Origin of the sequence: Sediminibacterium sp., assembly GCF_019264485.1 — a bacterium.
Lineage (GTDB): Bacteria > Bacteroidota > Bacteroidia > Chitinophagales > Chitinophagaceae > Sediminibacterium.
In genome coordinates this window covers 47,951-73,088 of the sequence record NZ_JAHVAA010000007.1, presented here as the reverse complement: position 1 = coordinate 73,088, position 25,138 = coordinate 47,951, and the positions used below count along the sequence as shown (strand labels likewise).

At 39.8% G+C, this 25,138-nt stretch carries 21 protein-coding genes; 9 read left to right on the top strand and 12 right to left on the bottom strand.

Features of this window, described 5'->3' with window-relative positions; translation table 11 throughout:
* Window positions 1–28: 28 nt before the first annotated feature.
* The 7 genes from KXJ59_RS04780 to KXJ59_RS04750 form a co-directional block, all read right to left on the bottom strand.
* Window positions 29–2,590: a DUF5686 and carboxypeptidase-like regulatory domain-containing protein gene (locus tag KXJ59_RS04780; RefSeq protein WP_295201728.1), complete on the bottom strand. Its 2,562-nt coding sequence runs from the start codon at window positions 2,588–2,590 to the stop codon at window positions 29–31.
* Window positions 2,591–2,599: 9 nt separating this feature from the next.
* The gene (locus KXJ59_RS04775; protein ID WP_295201725.1) at window positions 2,600–2,971 is read right to left on the bottom strand and encodes a GtrA family protein; all 372 of its coding nucleotides are present in this window, start codon (window positions 2,969–2,971) and stop codon (window positions 2,600–2,602) included.
* A gap of 3 nt (window positions 2,972–2,974) precedes the next feature.
* A complete protein-coding gene (locus KXJ59_RS04770) occupies window positions 2,975–3,427 on the bottom strand; it encodes a phosphatidylglycerophosphatase A (RefSeq protein ID WP_295201723.1) in 453 nt (150 codons plus the stop codon).
* On the bottom strand, window positions 3,424–4,749 hold the full coding sequence (locus KXJ59_RS04765; RefSeq protein WP_295201720.1) for an inositol-3-phosphate synthase: 1,326 nt from the start codon (window positions 4,747–4,749) through the stop codon (window positions 3,424–3,426). The genes KXJ59_RS04770 and KXJ59_RS04765 overlap by 4 nt, the downstream gene beginning before the upstream one ends.
* A 72-nt stretch (window positions 4,750–4,821) precedes the next feature.
* Window positions 4,822–5,418, bottom strand: coding sequence for a TetR/AcrR family transcriptional regulator (locus KXJ59_RS04760; RefSeq protein WP_295201719.1), 597 nt, complete (start codon window positions 5,416–5,418; stop codon window positions 4,822–4,824).
* Window positions 5,419–5,489: 71 nt separating this feature from the next.
* The gene (serC, locus tag KXJ59_RS04755) at window positions 5,490–6,560 is read right to left on the bottom strand and encodes a 3-phosphoserine/phosphohydroxythreonine transaminase (RefSeq protein WP_295201716.1); all 1,071 of its coding nucleotides are present in this window, start codon (window positions 6,558–6,560) and stop codon (window positions 5,490–5,492) included.
* A 163-nt stretch (window positions 6,561–6,723) separates the two neighbouring features.
* Window positions 6,724–7,368, bottom strand: coding sequence for a DUF502 domain-containing protein (locus tag KXJ59_RS04750; protein ID WP_295201713.1), 645 nt, complete (start codon window positions 7,366–7,368; stop codon window positions 6,724–6,726).
* A gap of 200 nt (window positions 7,369–7,568) precedes the next feature.
* Between KXJ59_RS04750 and KXJ59_RS04745 the strand changes: the two genes are divergently transcribed.
* From KXJ59_RS04745 to KXJ59_RS04715, 7 genes are all read left to right on the top strand, one after another.
* Window positions 7,569–8,183, top strand: a complete 615-nt coding sequence (locus KXJ59_RS04745; protein ID WP_295201710.1) for a TetR/AcrR family transcriptional regulator — start codon at window positions 7,569–7,571, stop codon at window positions 8,181–8,183.
* Between the two features lie 3 nt (window positions 8,184–8,186).
* Window positions 8,187–9,533 carry a TolC family protein gene (locus KXJ59_RS04740; protein ID WP_295201707.1) on the top strand — a complete coding sequence of 449 codons (1,347 nt, stop codon included), beginning with the start codon at window positions 8,187–8,189 and terminating at the stop codon, window positions 9,531–9,533.
* Window positions 9,534–9,552: 19 nt separating this feature from the next.
* Entirely contained in the window at window positions 9,553–10,746 is a 1,194-nt protein-coding gene (locus KXJ59_RS04735) for an efflux RND transporter periplasmic adaptor subunit (RefSeq protein ID WP_295201705.1), read from the top strand.
* Between the two features lie 63 nt (window positions 10,747–10,809).
* Complete coding sequence (locus KXJ59_RS04730) at window positions 10,810–14,409, top strand: efflux RND transporter permease subunit (RefSeq protein ID WP_295201704.1); 3,600 nt, start codon at window positions 10,810–10,812, stop codon at window positions 14,407–14,409.
* 127 nt (window positions 14,410–14,536) lie between these two features.
* Window positions 14,537–14,926 (top strand): GxxExxY protein, encoded by a 390-nt coding sequence (locus KXJ59_RS04725; RefSeq protein WP_295201702.1) that lies wholly within the window; start codon window positions 14,537–14,539, stop codon window positions 14,924–14,926.
* Between the two features lie 88 nt (window positions 14,927–15,014).
* On the top strand, window positions 15,015–15,809 hold the full coding sequence (locus tag KXJ59_RS04720; RefSeq protein WP_295201700.1) for a TIGR00266 family protein: 795 nt from the start codon (window positions 15,015–15,017) through the stop codon (window positions 15,807–15,809).
* Between the two features lie 185 nt (window positions 15,810–15,994).
* Window positions 15,995–16,768 carry a TIGR02757 family protein gene (locus tag KXJ59_RS04715; protein ID WP_295201698.1) on the top strand — a complete coding sequence of 258 codons (774 nt, stop codon included), beginning with the start codon at window positions 15,995–15,997 and terminating at the stop codon, window positions 16,766–16,768.
* 16 nt (window positions 16,769–16,784) lie between these two features.
* Here KXJ59_RS04715 and KXJ59_RS04710 read toward each other — a convergent pair whose 3' ends face one another.
* The 4 genes from KXJ59_RS04710 to KXJ59_RS04695 form a co-directional block, all read right to left on the bottom strand.
* Window positions 16,785–17,777 carry an alpha/beta hydrolase gene (locus tag KXJ59_RS04710; RefSeq protein WP_295201695.1) on the bottom strand — a complete coding sequence of 331 codons (993 nt, stop codon included), beginning with the start codon at window positions 17,775–17,777 and terminating at the stop codon, window positions 16,785–16,787.
* Between the two features lie 23 nt (window positions 17,778–17,800).
* The gene (locus tag KXJ59_RS04705; RefSeq protein ID WP_295201693.1) at window positions 17,801–20,608 is read right to left on the bottom strand and encodes an outer membrane beta-barrel protein; all 2,808 of its coding nucleotides are present in this window, start codon (window positions 20,606–20,608) and stop codon (window positions 17,801–17,803) included.
* Between the two features lie 365 nt (window positions 20,609–20,973).
* Window positions 20,974–21,174: a helix-turn-helix transcriptional regulator gene (locus tag KXJ59_RS04700; protein ID WP_295201691.1), complete on the bottom strand. Its 201-nt coding sequence runs from the start codon at window positions 21,172–21,174 to the stop codon at window positions 20,974–20,976.
* Between the two features lie 80 nt (window positions 21,175–21,254).
* Window positions 21,255–21,698, bottom strand: a complete 444-nt coding sequence (locus tag KXJ59_RS04695; RefSeq protein ID WP_295201688.1) for a hypothetical protein — start codon at window positions 21,696–21,698, stop codon at window positions 21,255–21,257.
* A gap of 196 nt (window positions 21,699–21,894) precedes the next feature.
* On the opposite strand from KXJ59_RS04695, the gene KXJ59_RS04690 reads away from it, so the two are divergent.
* Window positions 21,895–22,179, top strand: a complete 285-nt coding sequence (locus tag KXJ59_RS04690; RefSeq protein WP_295201687.1) for a hypothetical protein — start codon at window positions 21,895–21,897, stop codon at window positions 22,177–22,179.
* A gap of 66 nt (window positions 22,180–22,245) precedes the next feature.
* The gene (locus KXJ59_RS04685) at window positions 22,246–22,464 is read left to right on the top strand and encodes a PLDc N-terminal domain-containing protein (RefSeq protein ID WP_295201684.1); all 219 of its coding nucleotides are present in this window, start codon (window positions 22,246–22,248) and stop codon (window positions 22,462–22,464) included.
* A gap of 98 nt (window positions 22,465–22,562) precedes the next feature.
* On the opposite strand, the gene KXJ59_RS04680 is transcribed toward KXJ59_RS04685, so the two are convergent.
* Window positions 22,563–25,088, bottom strand: coding sequence for a glycoside hydrolase family 9 protein (locus KXJ59_RS04680; RefSeq protein ID WP_295201680.1), 2,526 nt, complete (start codon window positions 25,086–25,088; stop codon window positions 22,563–22,565).
* Between the last annotated feature and the right edge of the window lie 50 nt (window positions 25,089–25,138).

Genomic DNA, 25,138 nt, shown 5'->3' with positions numbered 1-25,138 from the left:
TATTCTATGATACAAATTAACTACTAAATCAGAAATCAAATTTAAAGCGAGCTCTTACACCCCATGTGCTGATATTCGGGTTTTCTTTGTAATTAAACCTTCGCACAAGATCTACCCTGAACAGTTTAAAAATATTTCCAATACCCACACTTCCTTCTATATATGGCTTTTTACTTAGCGAAAATGTAGTAGGCACACCCAATGTAGTAGGAAACTTGATCAGATCAGGATTCTTATCGGGATTATTCTGATCGCGTATGCCACCATAAATGATTTTCATACTAAGTAATTCACGCAATTTAAGTTTCCGCAACAATGGAATACGGTTAAAGATGAGTCCATTGAAATGATGATCCACCAGTAAGGTTGCATAATGATCGCTCACGAATTCCTGGAAATTCATCAGGTTATAGGAATTTAACTGGTAAGCATAGGTTTGGTTGGCGCGGTGAACCGTTAGCAACTGATAAGGTGCTGTGCCAAATGTATAACCACCTTCCACAACCATATCGCTATAACCAAATTGCGACATAAACACTCTCTTTTCTATCCTCAGGTTGATATTCTGGTAATTATATTCACTTTTAAATAAGCCTTTCACCCCTGCAGTAAAACGGAGAGTAAATATGGGATACTTATTAATAATAGGGATCCTGAATACTTTACCCTGATAGAATTGCTCTTTGGGTGCCCATCGTACCTGAGCAGAGAATTCAGAAGTGTTAATTGAAGGAACATTAACCACACTGCCATTCACCACTTTATTATACACAATCGAACCTGCAGGTGTATGCCGCCAGTTTCGGTAACCTAATGTGTAGGATAACCTGTTTTGTAATTCGTGAACATATTCAAATTTGAAGATGTCGTTATAAATCCATTTATCGTTATTTCCTCTTTTGAATGAAAGGAAGAAATTGTCTTCCTGCACAAACTGTAATTCCTGACCCGGAATTTTTGTATCGTGCTGGTAACTCGCTCTCACATATTTCAGCGGGAAAGTGTAAATCGATTTATTATTAAGTGAGTAGGTGGTGCCTATAAAATATTTAAACTTCTCGTCTTTAAAACCATATGCACCATACCCTTCAAAATAAATGCGTTTACTAAGTTTAGGCGTTGTTCGTCCACCCAAACGAAGTTTAAACCCTTCTATCGGATTAAAACCATAAAAAGCCGCTGCCGGTCCTACTTCCAACCATCCGCCACCTACTGAAGTATAGCCAGAAAACAGGAACATCGCTATTGCCATTGTTCTTCTGAAGGAAGGCATTTTTTCGAGGCTGTCGATATTGGAATAAATTTTCGATTCCGTTCCGGTTAATGTATCGTGCCTGTTCTGCTGCCAGAAACTATCAGGCAGTTTATCTACTTTTTCATTCTGTTTTACTAAAGCAGGGCCATCATAAGTAGTATCAGGTCTCGCTTCATTGATCCGATAATTTTTGAATGATACGGTCCGTTCACCAAAGAACCCTCCGCTGGCACCTTTGGTAGCAGCAGCTTCTGCCATTACATTACTCTTGCTTAAATGGTAACGACCATCCGGGTTTTGTTCAAAGTCTAAATCAATATGCAGTTCACGAACAAAATTGAGGTTTACGTTTTTGCTCAGGAACATATCCAGTTTCTGAACCGCATAGTTACCATCGAGTGTGATATACATATTACCGCGAAACAAAAGATCATTTGTATTTCTGGGTGTGAAATACATTTTGATCAGTTTTTTGCCTGTTTCATCCGTTATGGTATCCCGGATATAGAACATATAAAACGTAGGGGACAGGTCAGCAATCGGACTCAGGAACTGATACGTAAACAAAGGAATATTATCATCATAGATATCTACGTCCATGATGAGTCTGTTGAGGTATTGGCTTACACCATCGTTATCAATATACTCTCCATAATTTACCCTCTTTTCTCCACGAACGATTGACTTTGTTTTCTCCGGTCTTTTCCGATAGTATTTTTGAGTGAGTTTTTCTTCAAGGTAAACAGGCAATAATGTTTTGCCTTTGAGTTTGGTGGTATCCCTGTTTTCAAATAAGAACTGGTACTTACGCAACATCCTGTTATTGGCCAGTTTTTCGGGTACACTACTCAACGACACTTCCAGTTTTTCATACTGGTCGTACTCTACATAATCATATTTCTCCGGACGGTTCAGCGGTTTATTATCAATTACTCTTCTGATAAGGTCAACTGCCGGATTATTTTTGTTACGGTATTTCGCACGTTTATTAGTTGATACCGTAACATTATTAATAGCTTTCGGATCTGTTTCCAGTTCAAAATCTATCGTCTGCTCTTTACCGGGAACAATTGTTTTCTGTACATTCAGGTAACCCACATAAGAAGCTACAATAATACTAATGCTTCCATTTGAACGTAATGTAAATTGTCCAAGACTATCTGTTACTGTACCACGTCCGCCCTTAAATACAATGCTCACATATTGTAAAGGTGTTTTGCTTACCGCATCAACCACCGTTCCTTTGATTACAGTTTGTGCCATGCCCTGTATAAAACCAAGCATGATGAATATTCCCAGCAATCCCCACCTTACAACAGCTCTTTTACTTTTCATTTTTTGTTATTATTTGAACACGAATTTTTTTTGCAACAGGTAATTATAGGTAAACCCTACAATTAGAGATACGATGATTTTTGACGCAAGGGAGGGAAGTCCAACATATTCTTTTACCACAAATACACCACCTGTTACCAGTAACAGGTTACCCATCCATACCAGTAAGTATTTGAATGCCTGCAAGGGTATTTTCCCTTTGGTTGCATCGAATACCCATACCCTTCCGAGTAAAAAATTGGTAATACCTCCTGAGATGGTTCCTGTAATACTGGCTGCCAGGTACCAACAGTTGAATACTGTCGTCAATAGAATAAAGACGGCAAAGTCAACAATGGTAGCCGCTAATGATGCAGCCTGTGCTTTTACAAAAGTAACCATCTGTCAAAAAACATTTAACCACATAATTGTGTGTAATAGCAAGTTGGTATATACCCCCGCCAATATATCATCCATCATCACTCCCAATCCACCGGGAAGCGATTCTGTTTTTCTGATCAGCAGAGGCTTGGTAATATCCAGTAATCGAAACAATATAAATCCAGTTACCATATAAGGTATTGTAACTGGTATAAAGAGCAGGCTGATCATCATTCCTGCCGCTTCATCAATTACAACCCTGCTGCTGTCTTTGCCCCACTCTTTCTCAACTCCTTTGGCAGCCCAAATACCCAATACCGTAATGGCAACAGTTATTACAAGGGTCATCCATTCAAACGAACCTGTGGTGCGGGCCATATACCAGGGCACGCAACAAATGGCTGCAGCTATTGTTCCACCGCCTTTTATTTTGCCAATGCCAAAGCAACTGGCAATTATTTTCTGAACGGTCATCATAATGCTTCCACCAGGTCCTGGTAATAATCAAGACCCAGGTGTGTAATCAGGTCTTCACCCATCATATGGCGCAGTGTATTCTGCAACTTGATGAGTTGTTTGAAAATATCATGCTCTGGTCTCAGACCGGGTGCTGTTTGTGGCGATTTAAAATAGAACGACAACCATTCCTGAATACCACTCATGTTTGCACGTTTCGCCAGATCCATAAAGATGGCGAGGTCGAGTACAATCGGAGCAGCCAGAATAGAATCGCGACACAGGAAATTAATTTTTATCTGCATCGGATATCCTAACCAGCCAAAGATGTCGATATTGTCCCAGCTCTCTTTATTATCACCATGCGGAGGATAATAGTTGATACGTACTTTATGATACAGATCGCCATATAATTCCGGGTTGATTTCAGGCTGGAGAATATCTTCCAGTACACTTAACTTGGAAACTTCTTTTGTTTTAAAATTATCCGGATCATCCAGTACCAGTCCGTCTCTGTTACCCAGAATATTGGTGGAGAACCAGCCACGTATACCCAGGGCACGGGCGTGTAAACCCGGCGCCAGTATGGTTTTCATCAAGGTCTGACCTGTTTTGAAATCCTTACCGCCAATAGGCGTGCCTGTTTCTTTTGCCAACTCAATCAATGCAGGAATATCGCAGGTAAGATTGGGTGCCCCGTTAGCATATGGTACGCCAATCTTGATGGCCGCATATGCATAGATCATACTGGGCGAAATAGCAGGATCATTCTTTTTTAAGCCTTCCTCAAACGAAGCAATGGTTTCATGCACAGCAGATGGCTCGATATATTTTTCTGTTGATCCACACCAAACAATTACTACGCGATCGCAGCCATTCTCCTTTTTAAAGTTTTCAATATCATTGATTACTTCGTTGGCAAGATCCCATTTACTGGCAGCTGATTTAATATGTGTACCATCCAGGTTTTTCACATACGATTTATCAAACACCGCTTTCATGGGTTTAATGGCTTCCAGTTCTGCTTTGATGGTATTTAATAATGCCGGTTCCAGCACTTTGGCATTTATGGCCGCTTCGTATACATTATCGCTGTACACATCCCATCCGCCGAATACTACATTACTCAAGGGTGCCAGTGGAACGAAATCTTTAATCAGCGGAAACCTGTTCTCCGTTCTTTTGCCGAGACGGATATTACCCATTTGTGTTAATGCCCCAATTGGTTGTGCAATTCCTTTATTCACCGCCGCAACTCCCGCAATAACAGTGGTAGCCACTGCTCCCAGTCCAGGCAGCAGTATACCCAGTTTCCCATTAGCAGGTTGTATTTGTTCTTTCATGTAGTTGTTTTTCTCTATTATTGAATAATTCTCGTCCAGTCTGAGACTGGACGAGACGTTTGAAACCGTTTTTTATTTTTTTAATCCCTTAACCATAATACTAATCACTGAATCAATCCTTGCTTCAAGTTTGGGATATTTGTTCCCGGCAAACAAATCCTGCTCCAGTCCACGCAGAGAACTTACAATGATCATTGGCAGAATATCCAGCTCTTTTTTAATGGCCGCACTGAATTCTCCATTCTTAATCCCAAAACTCAGGATATCTGTTACCAGTTTTACTTCCTGCTGGTCATAAGCTGTATGCAGGTGTTTCATACAACGCATATTTTCCTGCATTTCGCCACGAACTACTTTGTAAAGGTTTGATTTTTTCTGGAGTGCTTTGATCTTTGTAATGGTAAATGCCCTGAGTTTATCTTCTGCAGATGCTGATTTTTCAGTAGCTTCTTTTGCATCATGAAATACTTCTGTCATCTCTTTACTGATGACGGCATCAAATATCTGTTCCTTACTGCAATAGTAATAATACAGGGTACTTTTACCCTTGCCCATAGAACGGGCAATATCTTCCATGGTGGTTTTCTTCAGCCCGAACTGCTGAAATAATTTCTGCGCCTCCCGTAGGATGTCGTCTTTTACAATCTCTTCTTTTGCGGACAATATCATTTTCGACCAAAATCGTTTTTCGGTCCAAAAGTAGGTAAAATTCAAATCCGGATATAACCGCTCATAAAAAATCAGCCTTTCCGGCGTGCAAAGTCCTGCATCAGCGAGCAGATAGCTTCTACGCTGCTTAGCGGTAAAGCATTGTACATACTCACCCTCAGGCCCCCAACAGTACGATAACCTTTCACCCCAACCATCCCTTCTTTTTTGCACTCATCAAGGAATGCGGTTTCAAGTGATGGATCGGTCAGAAAGAAAACAGCATTCATCAGGCTTCTGTCTTCTTTTTCAACGGTTGATTTGAATATAGGGAGACTGTCGATGGTATGATATAACAAACCGGCTTTTGCCTCATTTCTCTTTCCCATTTCGGTCAAACCACCTTCCTGTATAATCCAGCGAAGAGTGAGCATGCTTACATATACGGCAAAAACGGGTGGGGTATTGATTAATGAGCCCGCTGCAATATGTTTCTGGTAATCCATAATAGTTGGCAACCGGCGTTTTACTTTTCCCAGTACATCTTTTCGTACCACAACCATATTTACACCTGCTGCTCCCATATTTTTTTGTGCACCTGCATATATCAATGCAAAACGATTGTAATCAGCGGGTCTGCAAAATATATCGCTGCTCATATCGGCTACCAATGGAACATTTGTCTGCGGAAAATGGTGCCATTGCGTTCCCTCTACTGTATTGTTGCTGGTAATATGCAGGTAACTGGCATCTTCAGAGATGGAAAAGTCTTTTTGTATATAGGTATTATTTCTGTCCGAGCTGTCTGCCACAACATTCACTTTCCCAAACAATGCTGCCTCTGTTGCCGCTTTTTTACCCCAGATACCATTTACATGGTAAGCCGCTGTTGCCTGTTCATCCAATAAATTCATGGGCACCTCCATAAACTGTGTGGTGGCTCCGCCATGCAGAAAAAGCACATCATGATTTTCGCCGATCTGCATCAGTTGTTTTACAGCGCTAATGGCTTCATCCATTACCGACTGAAAATGTGCAGTACGGTGACCAATTTCAAGGATAGATAAACCCGTTCCATTAAAATCGTGAATGGCCTGAGAGGCTTGCTCCATAACGGTTTTAGGCAGAACAGATGGTCCTGAATTAAAATTATGCACTTTCATGTTGCTTGCTTGAGAACGCAAGTTAGGAAATAGCTGATAGTTTATGACAGGTAGTCCATGGTTAATAGTCCATGGACCATAGTATTGATTACTACTATACACTTACAAATCAGACAACAGTAAAAATCTATTGACCATGGACTATCAACTATGGACTTCTCCTTCACTCATGAACATCCGTAACACCTCCCGATACTGCATATTTCATGGCGTCGGCGGCGCTTACATCTTTAAGTGGTTTAATGCGGTCTCTGGGAACAATATAAGTGATACCTGAAATAGCGTATGAATGCGGTACATAAACGGTTACATGGTCTTCCAAACCAAAATCGGCAGATGATTGCTGGGTAATAAAACCAATACGCCATACATCATTGGCATCTACGTTTACAAGTATGGGCTTATCAAACTTCTTTTTGTTACCTGCAAATGCTTCGAGAAAATCTTTTACTGATGAATAGATGAATTTAATACCAGGCGTTTTTTCCAGCACCGTATCAAGTAATGTTACCAGTCGGCCCACCACAAAAAGAGAAGATACCCATCCGACCAGTAATACCAATACAATTACCACGATAAAACCCAGTCCGGGCAAGCTTTTCAGGCTACCGTCGGCATCTTTTTCAAGTAAACTGGGGAAGAGTGTATGGATGAGGTTAGGTAAAAATCCATCGATCCACCTGAATAAGCCGATGACTACCCAGAGGGTAATACCAATAGGCGCCAGCACAATCAGACCCTGAAAAAAATACTGAAGCATTTTTTTCAGGTAGATGCTTATGGTGGCTTTTATCTCTGTTTGGCTCATCAGGTTGTATTTCAATGTAAAGTAACTAAGAAAAAAACAATTGGGTCGTTCCATAAGGACATGAACCAATAAAAACTAACGCCCATAAGCATTTCATTCATCCCTTTTTTCGGCCGTTTAACACAGAATTAATCCAAAAAAACCATTGGAAACTTTGGTAACGAATAAAGTTTCCATAGTTTTGCGCCCGAATTAAGCGTATGGAAACACAGGAAAGAATATTACTCAAAGCACATGAATTATTCATGCGTTATGGCCTGCGCAGTGTGAGTATGGATGAGATTGCCAATCACCTGGGCATGAGCAAAAAGACCATTTACCAGTTTTATGCCGACAAAGATGCGCTGGTTGAAGGTGCAATAGATATTGAAATTCAGCGAAGCAAAAACGATTGTGTTGGAACACGCAACCAGAGTGAAAATGCGATACACGAAATTTTTCTGGCGATTGATATGGTGCAGGAAATGCTGAAACACATGAACCCTTCACTCATGTTTGACCTCGAAAAATATCACCCAAAAGCATATAAACAGTTTCTGGAACACAAGAACAAATTTTTTCTTGAAATCATCAGAACCAATATGGAATGGGGTATCAAAGAAGATTTATACAGGGAAGGGATAAACATAGAAATACTCACCCGCTTCAGACTGGTAACGATGTTTTTAATGTTTGATACGATCAACTTTCCGATAACCAGGTTCACTCCCGGACAGGTAATTGCCGAAATCACAGACAACTTTTTGTATGGACTGGCTACTTCTAAGGGACAAAAACTGATTCAAAAATACAAGCAACAAAGACTAAAAAAGTAAACTATGAGTAAAAGAAGACAGATTCAAAGCATGGTTTTACTGTTGGGGCTGGCAATTAGTACAATTACCTATGCTCAGAATTCCGCAAGGCATGAATTTACCATTCAGCAAGCTGTGGAGTATGCCTATAAAAACAATGTACAGGTTAAAAACGCATTGTTGAATATACAGGTACAACAGCAAACCAACCGCGACATTACATCGGCGGCTTTACCAAGCGTTACGGGTACTTTATCGGGTAACAATTATTTACAACTCCCGGTATCATTATTACCCGGTGAATTTTTTGGAGGTGCAGCAGGTACTTTTATCCCTGTACGTTTTGGTGTTAAGTACAATGCCTCTGCCACTTTGCAGTTACAGCAATTATTATTCGATGGTCAGGTATTTATTGGTTTGCAAGCCAGAAGAACTTCTATTGAATTCCAAACCAAGAACAAGGAAGTGACCGAAGAAATGATCAAGACCAATATCCACAAGATTTATTATCAGCTCGTGGTAAGTAAAACACAGATTGACCTCCTCGACGCGAATATCAGTCGATTAGCCAAGCTGGAACATGATACCAAAGAGCTGTATAAAAACGGTTTTGCAGAGAAACTTGATCTCGACAAGATTGCAGTTCAGGTAGCCAATTTACAGACAGAAAAACTGAAAGCACTAAACAGCATCGACCTGGGTTATATGGGATTGAAAACCTTACTGGGTATGCCTGTTACCGACTCGCTGATATTATTAGATAAACTGGGTGAGGAGCAGATCAGTAAAGACTTTACGCTTGATACGGCTTACAACTATACAGACAGAAAAGATTTCCAATACCTGTCGCTTGGTAAAAAACTGAATGAGTTTAACATCAAACGTTATCAGTTAAGTTATTTACCTACTGTTTCATTATCGGGTTCCTATACCAAAAATGCGCAGCGTAACCAGTTTGATTTCTTTGGTAAAGGCGACTGGTTCACCACTTCGTTCGTGGGGTTGAATGTTGCTGTTCCCATTTTTGATGGATTTGGAAAAGATGCCCGCATTAAAAAAGCACGTTTCGAATTAAAACAAACAGAAAACCAGATCGATGACCTCAAACTGAATATTGATAATGAAGTAGCGCAGTCGAGGGTAAATTTCAGAACAGCCATTGCCACCATGAATTTCCAGAAGAAAAATATGCAACTGGCAGAAAATGTATACAACCAGACCAAAAAGAAATATGAAGTAGGTACAGGTTCTAACACAGAAATCACGGCTGCACAAACAGACCTGGTAACTGCACAAACCAATTATATCAGCGCCCTGTATAGTGCCATTATTGCCAGGGTGGATTATTTAAAAGCAATCGGAAAATTATAATACCAATAAACCTAAGTATATGCAAAAGATATTCTCAATCGTAGTACTGGCTTCTGCAGTTTTTCTTGCCGCTTGTGGTGCAAGTTCTTCTGAAGGAACAGGGGCAACTGCTGAAAAAGCCAAACTGGCTGAATTAAAAAAACAAAAAGAAGGTATTGAAGCTGAGATCAGCAAACTGGAAGCAACTATTGCTAAACTCGATCCAGCTTCGGCCAAACCTGAAAATGCCAAGCTGGTAGCTTTTACTGCCATTACTCCTGAAACATTTACCCATTACATTGATTTGCAGGGTAAGATTGAATCAGAAAACATTTCCTATGTTACCCCGCGCGGAGGTGGTGGTCAGGTTAAAGCTGTTTATATTAAACGCGGCGATGTAGTGAAGAAAGGACAACTGGTATTAAAATTAGACGATGCCATTCAGCGTCAGAGTCTGATTGCTGCTGAAAAAGGTTTAGAGACTTTAAAAACGCAGCTATCATTTGCCAAAACACTGTATCAAAAACAGAAAAATCTATGGGACCAGAATATTGGTACCGAAGTGCAACTCATTACTGCCAAGAATAATGTAGAAACACTGGAAAGTCAGTTAAAAGGTGCTGAAGAGCAGGTAAAAATTTCAAGGGAACAATTACAGTTTTCTTCAGTATACAGCGATGTAGATGGAGTGGCAGAAGATGTGAATATTCGTGTGGGTGAACTGTTTGCAGGCGCAGGTCAGGTTAAGATTGTAAATACCAATAACCTGAAAGTAACCGCTGAAGTACCAGAGAATTATCTCGACAGGGTTGGTAAAGGTTCCAAGTTGAAGATTGTTTTACCTGATATTAAAAAAGCAGTTGACTGTGTAGTATCAGTATCGGGCAAAATCATTAACCCAATCAGCCGCAGTTTCTTTATTGAAGCCAAATTACCGAACGATAAAGATTTCAGACCCAACCAGATTGCAATGGTTCAAATTCAGGATTATACCCTGAGTAATGCCATTGTTGTACCGGTGAATACTTTACAGAATGATGAGAAAGGTAAATATGTAATGGTTGCTTCCAAGGAAAATGGCAAAACAGTTGCCAGAAAGAAAGTGGTGATTGCCGGTGAATTTTATGGCGATAAACTGGAAATCAAATCTGGTTTACAGTCTGGCGACCTTATTATCACGGAAGGTTACCAGAGTTTATACGATGGACAGGTAATTACTACCAGCAGTAAATAATAGCAAGAATCTGCAGAGTACAAGAAACAAAATGCAAGATTCAAGATCATTTAAACTAATTGTATGAGTGCTTTAGAAAATATAAAAGGGAAGTTCAAGGAATTTGGCCCTACTACCTGGAGTATCAAAAACAAAACATCTATCTACCTGATGATGTTGTTTGTGAGTCTCGCAGGTATATTCCAGTTCGTTACTTTACCAAAAGAACAGTTTCCGGATATTGTTATCCCTACCATTTATGTACAAACCGTACACGTAGGTAACTCTCCGAAGGATATTGAAAACCTCGTAACCCGACCGATCGAAAAACAGATCAAGGGCATTACAGGTGCCAAGATCAAAAAATTTACGAGCACCTCTCAGCAGGATTTCTCCGCCATCATGGTTGAGTTTGATACGGATGTAAAAACCGATATCGCACTACAGAAAGTGAAAGATGCGGTTGATAAAGCCAAGCAGGACCTGCCCACAGACCTTACCCAGGAACCAACAGTTCTGGAAGTAAGTTTCAGTGAACAGCCCATCATGTATGTAAACCTGAGTGGTGATTATGACTTGCCCAGGCTGAAAAAATATGCAGATGACCTGAAAGATAAACTGGAAGACCTTCCACAGATCAACCGTGTTGACCTCGTAGGTGCCCCTGAAAGAGAATTTCAGATCAATGTCGATAATTACCGCATGCAAAGTGCTGGTGTAACGTTTGATGATATTACTGCTGCTGTTCAGCGTGAGAACATAGATATTTCCGGGGGTTTGCTCGAAGTAGGCAATATGAAACGTAACCTGCAGTTGAAGGGTCAGTTGAAAACTGCTTTCGACATTCAGCAGATTATTGTGAGAAATACAAATGGTGCACCAATCTATCTGAAAGATATCGCCCATATTATTGATACCATTAAAGAGAAAGAAAGTTATGCGCGTTTAGATGGTAAAAATGTAGTAACCCTGAATATCATCAAGAGAAGTGGGGAGAACCTGATTGAAACAAGTGATGGTGTAAAGAAAATTGTGGAAGAGGGAAAAAGTGTGATTTACCCTACCGATATGAAAGCGGTAATCACCGGCGATCAGAGCATACAAACCAGAACTTCTTTTAATGAACTGGTTAACTCAATCGTTATTGGTTTCGTATTGGTATTGATTGTACTGATGTTCTTTATGGGTGTGGTGAATGCCTTCTTCGTGGCACTATCTGTTCCACTCAGTATGTTTGTAGCATTTGTATTCTTACCGGGGGCCGATCTGATTGTTGGAACACATGTTACACTGAACTTCATTGTACTGTTTGCACTTTTATTCGGCCTGGGTATTATTGTGGATGATGCGATTGTGGTAATTGAAAATACACACAGGATATTTGTTGAAGGAAAAGGTAAACTGAGTACTGCCTTCTCTGCCAGAGTTGCTGCCGGTGAAGTATTTATTCCTGTATTGGCAGGTACGCTCACCACGCTGGCACCCTTCTTCCCACTTTTATTCTGGCCGGGTATCATCGGTAAATTCATGGTGTACCTGCCTACCATGCTCATCTTTACATTAGCAGCATCGCTGGTGGTAGCATTTATCATGAACCCCATTTTTGCGGTTGACTTTATGAACCATCCGGAAGGTGAAGAGAAGGAAGCGAAGAGTAGCATCTTTAAAAAGAAAGGTTTCTGGATCGCCATAGTACTCGGCATCCTACTCGATATTATGGGCGCTACTTTCTGGGGCAACTTATTGTTGTTCTTTATGATACTGGTAGTCTTTAATCGTTATGTACTCGACGATGCCATTCATAATTTCCAGAACAAGGCATTACCATGGATCATGAGTCATTATGAAAGCCTCTTACGCTGGGCGCTGAATGGCTGGAGGCCCGTACATTTATTATTAGGTACAATTGCATTATTCTTTATTTCACTCTTCATATTTGTGGGGTCTGTAGGAAGTGGACGTATTCCGGTTACATTCTTTCCTAAGGGTGATCCTAACCAGATATTCGTTTACCTCAAATTACCTGTTGGTACCAATGTAGAGTTTACCGATTCTGTAACGAAAGTATTGGAAGGACGTGTAAACAAAATTCTGGATACAGAGAATGGTAAACAAAACCCGATTGTTGAAAGTATCATCAGTAACGTAGCCGTTGGTGCCGGTGATCCTACAGCGGGCGACAGAAGTACGAGAAGTGAATTGGGAAGAATACAGGTATCGTTTGTGGAATTTGAAAAAAGACATGGTGTTTCTACCCGACCTTTCCTTGATCAGATTCGTGCTGCGATGAAAGGTATTCCGGGTGCAGAGATTAGTGTTGACCAGGAAAGCGGCGGGCCACCCACAGATCCTCCCATCAATATTGAAATTGCCAGTGAAGATTTTGATGCGATGATAAAAGGTGCTTCTGCACTCAAAAATTATCTCGACTCCATTCAGGTTCCGGGTGTGGAAGAACTGAAGATGGATATTGACCTGAAAAATCCGGAAATCACACTGGTGGTTGACAGACAGCGTGCACTGATTGAAGGTGTATCTACTGCCCAGATTGGTATGGAAATCCGTACAGCCTTATTCGGAAGAGAAGTATCGAAAGTAAAAGAAGGAAAAGAAGAATATAAAATTCAGTTGCGCAACAATGAAATGCAGCGTAAAAGTTTAACCGATCTGTTAAACATGCGTATTTCGTTCCGCGATATGGCAGCTGGTGGAGCAGTGAAAAATATTCCCATCAGTGCATTGGTAAAAGTTGAACCTACCAGCACACTGGGTAGTGTGAAGAGAAAGAACCAGAAGCGACTGATTACACTGCGCTCCAATGTATTAACCACAGAAGGTTATAATGCAACGGCCGTAAACCAGGTGTTAGCCAAACATATTGCAGACTTCAAAGGTTTACCAGATGGTGCCACCATTAAACAAACCGGTGAAGGTGAGCAACAGGCAGAAACAGGAGCATTCCTTTTCCAGGCCCTCTTGATTGCATTAGGTTTGATATTGTTGATCCTTGTATTACAGTTTAACAGTGTAAGCAAGCCGGTCATCATCTTAACTGAAATTATATTCAGTGTAATCGGTGTATTCTTAGGATTCAGCATTACAGGTATGGAAGTTTCGGTACTGATGACAGGATTGGGCATTGTGGGTCTGGCCGGTATCGTTGTAAAAAATGGTATCCTGGTAATTGAATTCGCAGATGAGTTAAGGTCAAGAGGCATGAAGACAAAAGAAGCGGTGATAGAAGCGGGTAAAACACGTATCATCCCGGTATTGTTAACAGCACTGGCAGCCATCCTTGCATTCATACCGATTGCGGTTGGTTTCAATATCAACTTTATTACCCTGTTTTCAGAGCTGAATCCAAAGATATTTTTTGGTGGTGATAATGTGGTATTCTGGAAGCCATTGAGCTGGACCATCATTTTTGGTCTTGCCTTTGCTTTCTTTATGACACTGATTATTGTACCGGCCATGTACCTGATCTCTGAACGTTTACGCAGACCTATGCGTAGAATGTTTGGAGGCAAATGGATAAGTTTTATGGGTATTCCTCCTCTTACCATAATATTCTTATTACTGATGGTGGTGGCACTCATTAAAAACAGGATTGCAAGAAAGAAACGTGAAAAACGTTTGAAAAATGTAGCAACCGTGAACCAGGCTTTTACAGGAAGCTGGTTCTAGAAACATAGTTTACAGTTGGTTTTTGGTAATAATCCACAACGCCGCCCCTGTTCCCAGGGGCGGCTCTTTTTTTGCGGGAAATACGTTCTCTTTTCTGTGTATCTCTGTGCCTTCAGTGGCAATCAATATGAACCAATACAACTCCAACAATTACCCTCTCCAACAAGAGACCAGTAAAATTCTATCTATATGCATAGAAGTTCATCGAATTCTTGGTAAAGGGTTTCTTGAAATCGTCTACAAAGATGCTATTGAGTACGAACTCAGAAATAGAAACATCCCATATTCACGAGAAAAGCAATATGCGGTAGAATATAAAAAAGTTATTCTCCCACATAAGTATTTTGCAGATTTTGTTGTTTTCGATCAGATTATATTAGAAGTGAAAGCCCAAAATGGGATTGCAGAGGAACAATACAAACAGATAATTAATTATTTGAGGGTTTCGGGATGTAAGGTTGGGTTGATTGTTAATTTTGGGGAAGATAGATTGGGGATTAAGAGAGTGGTTTTATAAGAATGAATTGCCACTGAAGGCACAGAAATACACAGAATGAATGTAATATTAGGGTGAAATAAACTACTAATTTTTAAAATTATTCTCAATGAAACAAAACCATGAAATAGATTATAAAATTTATGGGGAAGAGATGCAGTATGTGGAGGTGGAACTTGACCCCAATGAAACGGCTATTGCCGAGCCGGGTGCTTTTATGATGATGGAAGACGGCATACAGATGGAAACCCTGTTTGGTGATGGTAGCAAACAACAAGGTGGACTATTAGGAAAACTCCTCAATGCAGGTAAGCGTGTACTCGTAGGTGAAAACTTATTCATGACCGCTTTTACCAATGTTACAGGTGGTATTAAAACCGTAAGCTTCGCCTCTCCTTACCCGGGCAAAATCATTCCCATCGATCTTTCCCGTTTCCAAAATAAAGTGATCTGCCAGAAAGATGCATTTCTCTGCGCAGCCAAAGGCGTAAGTGTTGGACTGGAGTTCCAGCGTAAACTAGGCACTGGGTTATTTGGTGGTGAAGGTTTTATCATGGAAAAACTGGAAGGTGATGGCATGTGTTTTCTCCATGCCTGCGGACATGTGATACAGAAACAATTACAGCCAGGTGAAATGCTGAAAGTAGATACCGGTTGTATTGTGGGTTTCACTTCTGGCATCGATTATGATATTCAGTTTGTAGGTGGTATTAAGAATACCATTTTCGGTGGTGAGGGTTTATTCTTTGCCACATTAAGAGGCCCTGGCATTGTATGGATTCAAACCTTACCCATCAGCCGTCTGGCCGGGCGTATCCTTGCTTATGGTACTTATAGCAGGAAAGAAGAAGGAAGTATTTTGGGAGGTATTGGTAATATATTGGATGGTGATGGCTGGAGATAATTTTTTTGCCCCGGATTGAAATCCGGAGCAAGGTCATATACTATACTAAATGACTCTGCGAAAACGCTGCTTTCTCATTTCTCTGCGGTGCCCTTCCTTCGTCAGGCTGACAGGAACCCCACCGCAGAGATCGAAAGTTAACAGCGTTTACGCAGAGTCGTTTAGTAAATATATCTTAGTGGAATATGAAGATTAAGAGTGCTGATTCGTTAAAGGATTTTTTCGACCGAAAGGTAGAGCAATACAACCAGCCCTCCTTTATAAAGGATGATCCGATCTGCGTACCACATCACTTCTCAAAAAAACAGGATATTGAAATTGCCGGCTTCTTTGCCTCCATCTTTGCATGGGGCAACCGCACCACCATCATTCAGAAATCATTTGAGCTAATGCAATTGATGGACAACGAGCCCCATCAATTCTGTTTACATCATTCCGACAAAGACCTGAAACTATTACTGCATTTCAAACACAGAACATTCAACACAACAGATCTTTTATACTTTATTGCATTTCTGAAATTTCATTTTAGTGAGCATGATTCTTTAGAGCTGGCTTTTATGCGTTCAGCAACAGATGATATGGAAATGAGACTGACTCATTTCCATAATTATTTTTTCTCATTACCTGATGCACCACCGCGAACAAAGAAGCATATTGCCACACCATTCAAAGGCTCATCTTGTAAAAGACTAAATATGTTTTTAAGATGGATGGTAAGAAAGGATAAATGCGGCGTTGACTTTGGTATCTGGAAAAAGATCAAACCATCGGAACTTATCTGTCCGATTGATTTACATGTGGCCAGGGTGGCTAAACGTTTTCAACTCCTAGATCGTAATCAGATGGATTGGCAGGCAGCTATTGAACTAACCAACTATTTATGTGAACTTGATCCAAAAGATCCGGTAAAATACGACTTTGCCTTATTTGGTTTGGGTGTTATTGAAAAATATTAATTGATTAAACCGTAAACTAAGAAGAAAGAAACCATTGAATACTTTTTTTGATAGCAATGACCCATCCGTTTAAAGGCGAATTTGCTATATTAAAAGAATGGTCAGCTCCTTCAACTATTTCTAAGTTTACATCTTTCCCTTTTGACAATAAACCCGTAAACAAAGCCTTAGAATTTACCGGTGCTACATGGACATCTCTATCGCCTTGCAAAATTAATACTTTGCCATTCCATCCAGACAACTCATCGTATACAGAGGTCTTTAAAAAAGTACTCCACCTTAAATAAGTAAATCCCCAAAATTTCTTTGAAGTACTCATAGTATCTTTCAAGATACTTCTCCATTGGGCAAGCAATGAATCTATTCGCTCATTTGCTTTTTTTCCTGGTGCTTCAAAAAATGATCCTTGCTCTGCTAATTGGTAAAGACTAAACAACTGTGTTAATCCTTCTCCAGCTAGTATTGTGATATGGGTTATCAGATTAGGCATCAATCTGGCAAGCGATGCAGCCACTACACCACCCTCCGAATGTCCGGCAATCATAATTCTTGATGAATCTGCCTCTTTATTGCGTATAGTATAATAAATAGCATTTTTTATTCTTTCCTGCCAGTTTTGCAAAGAAAAAAATTCATCAAACGTTTTATTATCACCTGATTTTTGAAAAGTGGTAACACCAGGCTTTTCAATTATTAATAATCTGCATCTGCCCTTCGCTTGTTCTGCGAAACTAATATGACCCGATCTGGGAATTATTTTCCCATCTCCTTCCTTTATAAACAGTGATTCATTACCAGATCCCTGAATATAAACAAGTAATGGAAGGTTGTTACCATTTACTTCTTCTGATAAATAGAAAATTAGACTGTCTGAAGAAGTCGATTTCAGTGCGAATCTATAATACGGCTGCCTGCTGAGTTTTGTAACTTTTGCTGATTGTCCAGTTATGGTAGTTATTAAAATAAATACCGCTAAAAGTGCATAAGAAATTCTAATAACAAAATTCATATGGCTACTAATATATAATATACTTAGAAGAAGAACAAACTCTGCCTTCCTCCCACTTTACCACCGGCTCCTTTACCGGCCGCACCAAAGCTTCTGATATTATAGGTAAACGTTAGCATAAAATAACGTTGCAGAATATTGGTTTGTCTGTCTGTAATATAGTTTTCAGCAGAAAAACGAAACACCGATCTGTTCTGGTTCAGTAAATCTGATACAGAGAATTTTAATTGGCCTTTATCGTCTTTCATGAACAGATAAGTAAGTCCGGCATTGAGTAATGACACTGTTTTTTGAACACCCGGTGCAGTCTGTGAATTATAACGATGGTCCAATGTCATTTCCCATACAAATTTCTTTGGCAAACGAACTACAAGGTCTGTATTAACACTTTGTCTTTCTACTTTCAGGTCACGAAATTCATTACTTTCATAGTAAGCATTATTTACGCCTCTGTTGTAAGTAATGTTCCATTCAATCTTATCGTTCCAGTTAATACCGGTACGTATGTAGGGGTTGAAATCTATATTCTTTACATAGCTCTTTTTCGAGTTAATGATCAGGAAGTTTCTGGTATAATTTAAGTTATAGCCGGCACCATAGTTCACCGAAAAAGTTTTATTCAGCTTGTGTTGTTTATTGAAATAAAAGTTGGTATAAAAATTATGAATACCATCTGCATTCACCGGCATCGTGGTTTGTACACCATTGGCTGCAATATCACGGCTCCTTACCACACCATTATTGCTGATACTTCCACCCAGATACGCACTGATAAACATTTGTTTCTGCGTAACATTCTTAAAGAAATTCAGGTTAAACCCATGAGATTTTGCTGGTTTCAGGTTGGGATTTCCTTTGTTAATATACAATGGGTTTGTATTATCCGCTACCGGCTGTATGTCGCCAATACCCGGCGGATTCACATTGGCATTATAACTCAGGTTAAATTCTCTCCAACTGATATTGGCGCTTGGAATGATATAATTAAAATGCTGATCGAGTTTCTGACCAATAGATACATAACGGTTATTCAAATCAAGCCATAAGAAGTTAACAGTGGTAGTAATACTTAATTTTTTATACCGGAAATTCAAGCCACTTGATAAATTGTTTCTCCAGCTTGTTCTTTCCAGGTGGTTAGTCAGCAATGTATTGATCTGATCATATTTTCCACTCCCGGCATTTTTATTATAAGTAGCCAGTGCATCTTTATTTTCAAAGAAAGTCATGGCATAACCCAAACGAAGTGTAAGATCTTTTGTGAGGGGTTCTGCAAAATTCATATTGGTGCTGGTAGAAAAGTTGGCTCTTTCCTGATCTCGCAACTGATCAATATTACTACTTCCCGTTGGGAAGAAAGTATTGAGCACATTATTAAACTGATCGGTATTGGTGGTGTTCAGGTTAATATTATTGAACATATTAAAAGTCCTTCCCTTTTTTCTGAAATTTTTAAAATAGCTCAATGAATGACTATAACCAATATCTCTGCCTTTTACAGACTGCAGGTTATTACTGGCATTTAGTGGCCCATCTTCACTGCTATTGGTGGTAATATTGGTAAGACGATTACTGTTATTGTTTGCTACTGTTAAAGTAGGTCTGAATTCCATTCTTGAAGTAGTATCAATTTTCCAGCGCAGACCAAACCCAAGACGATGACTTTTTGAATTAATTACTTCCGATCTGTTGGAGCGGCTGGTTAAAATAGTATCTCCCAGAAACTGTTGACGGTTTTCCAGTTCAGCAATATCGTTACGCGATCTGCCATAGAAATATTGCGTATTGAGTGTAAGCCCTTTTTTAAATTCATTATTCAGGTTAAATCCAATACCACCCGATTGTTGAATACCTTGTCCCATTCCACCAAAAGATATACCATTCACATTTAAACCTCCATTACTGTTTATGGAGATGGAATTGATACCACTCCTGTCGAATCCACCCAGTGAACGGATATCATTAAAACCAAATCCGGCTTTATTGAGGTTATTGCTAAAGCCCAAGACACTCACCTGTAAAGTGTCGCGGAACATATTTACAATACCACCTGCTTCATAACGGTTACCGTCTGCTTTTCCTGCATAAGCTTTACCAAATAATCCTTGCTTGATGGCTTTTTTGAGTTTGAGGTTGATGACTTGTCCAACATCTGCTTTTGCTTTATCGGGGTTAAGATCGAGTTCATCCTTATCATCGGATACCTGCACTTTATCAATAAGGTTGGCAGGCAGGTTGCGTGTGGCCATTTTAGGATCACCACCAAAAAAATCTTTACCATCTACCATGATACGGTTTACTTTTTTACCATTCACGGTTATATTTCCCTCCGCATCTAACTGAACACCTGGTAATTTTTTCAGCAGGTCTTCGACCAGAGCAGAAGGTAAAGTTTTAAAAGAGTTGGCATTAAATTCAATCGTATCTTTTTTTACAACTACAGGAGGTCTTTCTGCATACACCAAAACCTCATCCAGTGTATTGGCATTGTTAGGTGTCATTACAATAGTGCCTGCATCGAATGCTATTATGTCTTTAGTAAGCTTAAATTCTTTCCGGGTTACAGCATAACCTGAATAAGAAATAATCATTCGCAGGTCTATATCAACCGGTAAACCACTTACTTTAAATTCACCTGCTTCCGTACTGAGTCTGTATGTCACCAAAACTGTATCGGCTGCTTTGAACACCGAAACAGTAGCGAGGTTCATGGGTTGTTTGGAAGCGGAGTCAATAAGTTTACCTGTAATGGTACCTGTAGAATTGTTTTGGGCATGGAGCATACCCATAAAAAACAAGCTCAGTATGAGCATGAAAATCCTGTTACGCATGATGATGCATTTCTCTTAAACAATTAATAATTGGAAAACATGTTTTTAAATGCAGAGGTAAGAGCCGTTGGGCAATCCAATCCATTCAAAAGTTGATGTTTCCGGATTTGTATTTTTTCCGGTGCAGGAAGGCTGCTTACATAAGCTAATGACACCCGCCAGCGCAGCGGCTGTAAACAGCAGCAATAGCAGTGGTACCAATTTTCTGATGTTAAGCATATGATTTCTATTTCCCTTTTCCCTGCCTCCTCCTTGCCCCGGATTTAAATCCGGGGCAAGGAGGAGGCAGGGAAAAGGGGGTTATTTACTAAACTCCATTTAAAGAGTTCTGTTACAGGAAAAGGTTGGAAAAGGCGTAAAAAAAATTAATCTCCTTCTTCCAGTTCAAAAAGTTCCTCTACGGGTACGCCGAAGAGCCGGGCCATTTTAAGCGCCAGCGCGGTTGATGGTACATATTTACCCGATTCCATGGTATTGATGGTTTGCCTGCTCACGGCTATTTTCTTGGCCAGGTCGTCCTGGGTCAGGTTATGAATGGCCCGCTGCACTTTGATCTTATTTTTCATGTGTTAATTTTTATTGATTTTGGCCACATGGAATTCGCCAATAAATATTTCAGTTTACATCAGTTATTTCATAGCTCATTTCATATACCGGCTTTATTATACTGAAACAATATATACCTGAATCGTAGGATAAATATGATGAGTACCGTAAACATATTATAGGTCATCACCTGAAAAAAAGTGCTGCCGTATACTACTAGAATACTGATAATCAATACTAAATAATTGGCATACACCGCCCATTGCAAGGCTTCGAGACGAAAAAACTGGATGGCTTCGTCTTCTATTTTTTCTTTGGAAAAGGCAATAAAAATAAGGCTGATGATAAGACCTACTGCTGCCAGTTCGTCGGTAAAATTGTGACTGGAGAAAAACTCAAGGCCGTTGCTCTTTACCAATTTAAACTGGAGCCAGGAGGCATTGTATTCAAAAAACATATTGGCAATACCGAGGGCTAAAAAGGGAGCTAATAGTATCCAGCCTATACGCTGAAAACTATGCGGGAATAATTTGATCTGTTTCATGGTTAATTTGTTTTGACAACACAAACGTAAAGCATTGTTTTCATTTTGTCAAGTTTATTTTACATTTTGTATTAAATATTTAACATTTTCTCTGCGAAACCTCCGTGTTCCCTCGTTCTCTGCGGTAAGTGTACGCAAATATTCACCGCAGAGAACGAGGGAACGCCAAGTTTACGCAGAGGTTTTATCTTTAAGTATGGTTAAAGAAAATGAACTGATACGTATCGAATCTTTTACGAAAGAGCAATTAGTGGCTTATTTACAAGCGCTGATCAGTAAAGATTTTGCCGGTCTGGTACAGTTATTATATCGGCTTGATATCAGTGAAGCCAAACTCAAACAAACATTGGCATCTCATGCCGATCAGGATGCCGGTTTGCTGATTGCAGAAATGATTATCGACAGACTGGAGCAGAAAAAGAAAGCAAGGGAGGAGTTTGATGGGAAGGATTGGGGTGGGTCGGAGGAGGAGAGATGGTAGGGAATTAATTATATTTATCCATTCTTAGGATCATTATCGTATTGAATTTTATAAATATTTACTACCATGGATCTTTTTATACCTGACTATAGCTTGATTATCTGGAACCTGTTATCAATCATTCATCTTATTCTGTGCATTGTTGCCATTGTAAAACTTGCCAATGATAGTTCCATAAAGTATAGCCACAAGATTGCTTTCTTAATTGCCGTACTCTTTATACCAATCATCGGATCATTGGCTTTTCTTACACATCACAAAAAGATGAAACGTCAGAAAGCATAACGAAACCTCCGCGTAACTCCGTGCCTTACTCTGTGTAACTCGGTGGTGAAAAACCATAGAAGACACGGAGTAAAGCACGGAGTTACACGGAGGTGTTTTTACAGGTTATCGATCTTGCTGAAATTGTATCCTTTTGCTTTCAGCTCTCTGATAATAGTTGGTAGGTAACTATAAAATTTATCTTTTCGCCTCGGATCTGTTCCGGCATGAATTAAAAGGATAGCGCCATTTAAAGTATGCTTTACTTCAAAAGCACGAAGTAATTGCATAAGTTCTTCACTCGATTTATAAGAAGTACCCATTTCGGGCCAGGTATAATCTGCATTGGTTCTTGTACCGGGTGTAAAACTGAATAACTTAACACCCATTTCTGCAAACCATTTACCAATACGTTTGTTCCACCATTCATAGGGCGGTATAAAATAAGGTATACGATTAGGACTAATTACCCCCAATTGTTTCATTGCGTTTATATTATACTCATAATCTCTTTCCAAAGAATCTCTTGTTACCAGCATACTGTCTCTGTTCTTCCAGTCGTTGTACAATATGTGCTGATCTGAGTGTGCCCCCAGATAATGTTTCTGCTGAAATAATTGTTTGATCAATGACTGGTATTGTTTATTGCGATACAATCTTCCTGTAAAAAAGAAAGACGCTTTTATATTTTCTTCCTGTAACGTTTTTTGAATAACAGGTAAGCCTTCTGCATATTCATCTGCCGTAAATACCAGTGCAATATTCTTTTTTGTTGAGTCGCCACGCACCAATGCCCTTGCTTCTACAGTTGTATGCGGCTCCTGATTTAAAAAACCACCTGTGTGCCATCCCGGAATTGGATTGGCTTCATCTTCTTTAGCAGCCAGTAAATAAATCAGCGAAGCCGTTCCATCCATAGTAGGTTCATTGGTACTGTAATCGCCATAATCATCATGGTACACAGCCAGATTACTTTGAAAAGCCGCATACTCATCGGGATCATTCAATTTTATACCAATCAGGTTTTTATAAATAGCCGTGTAAACAGGACCATCTACCAATCCGCCATCAATCGGGTATTGCTTTAAATGTGTAAATGCAGAATGCGGATCAACGGGTGTATCGCCCCATGATGGCAACCCATACACCATATTCGTACCCCATGGATTACAGCCAAATAACCAGTCGATATTGGCCTGTTCCAGTTCTGAATAGTTGTTATCACCTGTCATTTTACGATAGGCAAAACACTGAATGGCAAAAGAAGTGGTTAAATTATTACTGCACCAGATAAACGGCACACCCCGATAAAAAGCATTTTGTTTTGCCTTGTTCCATACACCCTTTATTCCTGTTTCATAATAATCATGTATGGTATCTCTTTGTTGTTTGGGTAAAGATGATGCCAACACTGCATGACCCAGGTTAATAAAAGGATACCACTCATAATGATGAGCCGTATCTTTTCCCAACCAGGGCGTCACCGGTTCCTGTTTAGCATAATTAAATGCATCGTTTAGCAGTGACTTATTTTTAACCGGGTTGCTATAATATATACTCGCCGCAGCCAGTTCCATATCATCTACCCAATTACCTTCTGCATAGATATAAGGCGATTTTACCGATGCTGTTTGTGCCACTCCCGGCATTTTCTTGCCATATGCATATGCAGCCAGCGATTTTTGATACAACTGTTTTGACAGTTTCGCATCCTTTTTCTCATACAGTTTTGAAGCCAACGCAAATGCACTCGCAAATTTACCAGCCGTTGAAGCTCCACCTGTAGTAGCATTCATAAACTTCCCCCTCACCTGTGGTTTACCAGAAACAAAATATACAGGTCTTTCAATACCCCTGCCATAATAGTTGGTATCTTCTTTTGGTATCCGCATTTTCATATGATCCCTGTCGTCACCAATCTGGTTAAACATGATATTATCTGAAGGGTTCATCTTCATGAGCCAGTCGATTCCCCATTTGGCTTCATCCAAAATGTCTGGTATATTATTTTTCCCATCAAGTCCATTTGCTTTTTTAGTATCAGTAAACACATGACCAAACTGTTGATATGCCGCTAATAGATGCCAGGTGGCATTGGCCGATGTGGTACTGTATTGGAGATAATCACTAGCATCGTGCCATCCGCCACCAACATCTGCATAAGAACTGTCGGGCATAGGACCATACAATGTGTAACCATCGCGGGTATGACAACTGTCTTTTAAATAAGGATTAAACAAGGTTCTCTGCTGACGCATATACCGTAAACAGAAATCGGCAGCGCCTTTATATACATCATCATTAATAGCAAATACGGGAGATTTTGTATCGCCGGATTTTAAAAAATAACGTCCGGGTTTACTATACGCTGTAAAACGAATACGTGAAGTCTGGTTAAAAGGACCATAAGTACCAAAAGCCTGTAAACCATTAATGGTGTACACTGTTTTCTGTGTGGCCTCATCTACCAGCTCAACTGAAGCGGGCAATTTATTTTCCTTGCTGCACCAAACTGCTACTTTAATACCACCAGGAGTATAACCAAGCTGGTTAATACGAATCCAGTTTTGTTCCTGTTCTGTTTTTTTGAATGCAAGGCATACAATGATCAATACAATTCCTGCCAGCAAGAATATCCTTTTCATATGGTTGTTTTGGGTGCTTAAAGATACCAGTTTAGCTATTCTCTGCGAAA